This is a genomic window from Hydrogenophaga sp. (assembly GCF_031426985.1).
GTDB lineage: Bacteria > Pseudomonadota > Gammaproteobacteria > Burkholderiales > Burkholderiaceae_C > Hydrogenophaga.
In genome coordinates this window covers 1-3,719 of the sequence record NZ_JASJOY010000236.1, presented here as the reverse complement: position 1 = coordinate 3,719, position 3,719 = coordinate 1, and the positions used below count along the sequence as shown (strand labels likewise).

The window sequence follows — 3,719 nt, the reverse complement described above, 5'->3', positions numbered from 1 at the left end:
CACCGAGCCCACCGGCGCGCTGGCCGGCAGGTCCACCGTCGTGCTCACGTCCGCGACCTGCACGGCTCCTGCCTGACTCCCCGTGTTGTTGGCAGGAACCGGATCCGAGGTTCCCGCGGGAGGCGTGACGGTGGCTGAGTTGGTGTAAGCCCCCGAGCTCGACGCTACGGCTGTCACCAGAACGCTGGCGCTTGCGCCAGATGCAAGGGTGGTGGTCCCGCTGACGGTATTGCCCGCGACACCAAAGGTCACAGACCCACTGATGACCTGCGCGCTCACGCCAACAAAATTGGCCGGAACCACATCCTGGAAGGTGGCGCCCACCACAGGGCTCGGCCCAGCATTGCTGATCACCAGGGTAAAGGTGACCGTTTGCCCCACCGCCACGGTCGGGGCACTGCTGGTTTTGGTCAGCGCCACGTCTGCACTTGGCGTGACCACATCGGTATCTGCAGCCGAGCACACACCCGCAGCCGTACAAGAAGCATTTGGGTTGGTGTTTGTAAAGCCGACGGGCGGCGCCACGCTCACCACGTTCCGCACCGAGGTCTGAGCCATCGCCCATGGCGACAGCAGCAACATCAGAACCAACAGCCAAGTCGCTCTGACGCTGAGGGCACCCCTCAACCAGTGAGGGGAAAGCATGCGGGGAAATCGTGTCAGCGCCAGCAAGGTGGTTCCAGCCGTTTTTCTAGGTATACAAGGGCACCCATCGACAATAAATAGTCAACAAGTATTACTATCGGCATTGTAAAGACCTGGCAAGAACTGTGACAGCCAGTGACATGCCAAACACAAGGAAAACCACACGCATCCGCCAAAAACCCTGTTGCATACCGCACAGATTGCACATTGCATCCGTTCGCATGCGGTTTTTGCACCACATCACTCGGAGAACGACGAAGCAGGCGCGCCCACGCAGGCGACAGCCCTTCGCAAAGGAAGGTGAACATCCGTGAGCTCGGGGTCCTGCTCGGGTGCGACACGCTGGAGACCACGGCCATGTCCAAGCGGGTGGCCACCAACATCCCGCACGATGTGGTCAGTGAGCTGGAGCAACTGCGCACAGCGTGGCCCCAACACGGGCACCGCCTCGCTGGATGTGGCGGACATCTTCCGCATTCACGGGCTGGCCTGGCAGCCAACCCAGCACTCCGATCTGAGCCTGGGTCAGCTCAAGGTCATGACAGCCATCGAGCAGTGCCGCCGTGCGGGGCTGGGAAACCATGTGAGGGGCTGCCAGGACACATAGGCGTCGGCGATCGCACAACGGCGCAAGCGATCGTTGTCGCCAATCTCCGAATGGCCAAGCGTGTTCGATGACCGCCTGGCACCGGGAGTAGACCGGACACACCTCAGGGATTTGCGACGGCCGTGTGAGGTGTGACGGTCATACAGCTTTCACCTATCGATCGGCGCGACGCCGCCGGCCAATGCCGCTCTCGAACACCTCCGGTGAACACGTTTTACCGTTCAGGATGCATTCACCGTCGTTTCCATCAGACTTCGGGTGACACGCGGCGGCTCCTGACCGAGGTGAAAGGCCAGCTTTCGGTCGCGCAACGCCACGTCGGCGGCGGTGACGCGATCAAAACGCCGCAGGTGATCGGTCCAAGATTCGTCGATGATGACCTCGACAAAGCGATTGGATTCATGGATGTCGTGCAGCAACTCCCACGACAACGCGCCGTGGCGCAGTCGGCTGCGCCGCCCCTCCCCCAGCATCAGATCCCTGAATTCGGCCGCTCGCGCCGGATCGACGAGGTACTCGACCATCACCATCACCTGCCCCTGCGGCGGCGGCGCCTCGATCTGTGGCGCCGGGAAAATGCGCTTGGGCGTGAGGTCGTCTTCCAGCCCGGCATCGGGCATCAGACGGTTGGCCAGAAACATGGCCATCAGCCCGGTCACGGCGGCAATGCCCAGGCTGATCGGCACACTGGTCCAGGTCGCCACCTGCCCCCAGATCGCGGCGCCCAGTGCGCTGGCGCCCATGATCGCCATCTGGTACATCGACATGCCGCGCGCGCGTACCCAGTCGGGCAGGCCCATCTGGATCGAAACGCTGAGCGTGTTGGCCGAGGTGATCCAGGCCGCGCCACCGAAGAACATCGCGGGCACCGCCAGCCAGACCTGGTCGGTCCAGGCCATGGTCGCCATGGCGCTCGCCTGCAAGACGGCGCCCCGCAGGACGAGACGGTCGCGCGAATAGCGGCGGCGCAAGCCGGGCAGGAACGCCGTGGAGGCGATGGCGCCCGCGCCCATGGCGGCCAGCAGCAGGGTGAAAGTGCCCGCGCCACCGCCCTGCATGCCGCGCGCCAGCAGCGCCAGCAGCGCCAGCAACGCGGTGGAGTGGAAGAAGAAGATCGAGATGCGCAGCAGCACGCCCTTCAGGTGGTAGGACTGCGCCACGTACTGCAGACCCACGCGCATCGCGGTGGTCAGGCGCTCGCGCCCCAGCGGATGCGGCTGGTGTTCGTGCTTCCAGCGGCTGATGATGACTGCGGCCACCAGCGACAGCACTGCGTTGAGCAGAAACACCCAGGCGCTGCCGGCGCTGGCAATGAGTGCGCCGGCCAGCAGCGGACCGATGATGCGCGAGGCGTTCATCGACACCCCGTTGAGCGCCAGCGCTGCCGGCAACTGGAGCCTGGGCACGAGGGTGGGCACGATGGCCGAAAACACAGGCCAGCGCATCGCCAGGCCAATGCCGTTGGCGAAGGTCAGCGCCAGCAGCAGGGCCGGCGACATCGTGCCCAGAAAAATGAAGGCGCTCAGGATGGCCGCGACCACCGCCACCCACAGCTGGGTGACGAGGAAGTAGCGCTTGCGGTCCAGGCCGTCGGCCAGTGCGCCGCTGGGCAGGCCCAGCAGGAACACCGGCAATGTTGACGCCGTCTGCACCAGCGCGACCCACAGTGGCGTCGTGGTGAGCGAGGTCATCAGCCAGGCCGCCGCCACATCGTTCATCCACATGCACACGTTGGCCACGAGCCAGGTGATCCACAACATGCGGAACACCGGCAGGCGGAGCGGCGCGATGGGAGACAGGTCGTCGTCGGTGCGGGACATGGGGCACTAATGTAGATGCAGCGATGCCTTTCTCGCGGGAAAGGCTTCAGTCACCTCATGGATGGGCGTACCGTCAACGTTGCGCTTCAAGTTTCTGCAAAGCCAGGCGCTTTGCTGGACCGCCCGCCCCAATCACGAGCAGCAAGTCCTTGCGTGTCCAACCCGGAAACAGGTGCGGCATCCGCCCGAAGTGCCGCTAATGCACTGACGGGTTGATATGGTTGTTGATTTCCACATAAATCCCCACCTCCAGAGGTCAGGATTGCGGGGAAATCAACAACCGCCCTTCAGCACAGCTGCGAGTGAGATACCCAAGTCGTCAGTCACTGCCGACTACGCCGCTCCGGCACCAGCACGGAATTAGATGGAAGAGCGGACGACTGTGGACTGCGAATTGAGCCCGACGTCGACTGCAGGGCCCTTGAGTGCTCGAATGGGGAAGGATGATGGTCCCCGAGACTAAAAAATGCCCAACGGTCACAAACGGCACTCTGAGTTTTTGTGACGGCACAGACCTCGTCACAAACCTCGTCACAAACAAAAAAGCCCACCGATTGGTGGGCCTTGATGACAAGCTAAGTGCTTGATTTTGTTGGTTGCGGAGGCAAGATTTGAACTTGCGACCTTTGGGTTATGAGCCCAACGAG

The 3,719-nt window shown here is 63.0% G+C and carries 1 protein-coding gene and 1 pseudogene; both read right to left on the bottom strand.

Features of this window, described 5'->3' with window-relative positions; genetic code table 11:
- Positions 1–645, bottom strand: a pseudogene (locus RMP09_RS23500) (DUF11 domain-containing protein); the annotation flags it as partial.
- Between the two features lie 828 nt (positions 646–1,473).
- Entirely contained in the window at positions 1,474–3,072 is a 1,599-nt protein-coding gene (locus RMP09_RS23490; protein WP_310568394.1) for an MFS transporter, read from the bottom strand.
- Positions 3,073–3,719 lie beyond the last annotated feature (647 nt).

What these genes read in the sequence shown, in the direction of transcription:
- RMP09_RS23490 (WP_310568394.1), bottom strand. Translation starts at nt 3,072, where the DNA reads ATGTCCCGCACCGACGACGACCTGTCTCCCATCGCGCCGCTCCGCCTG.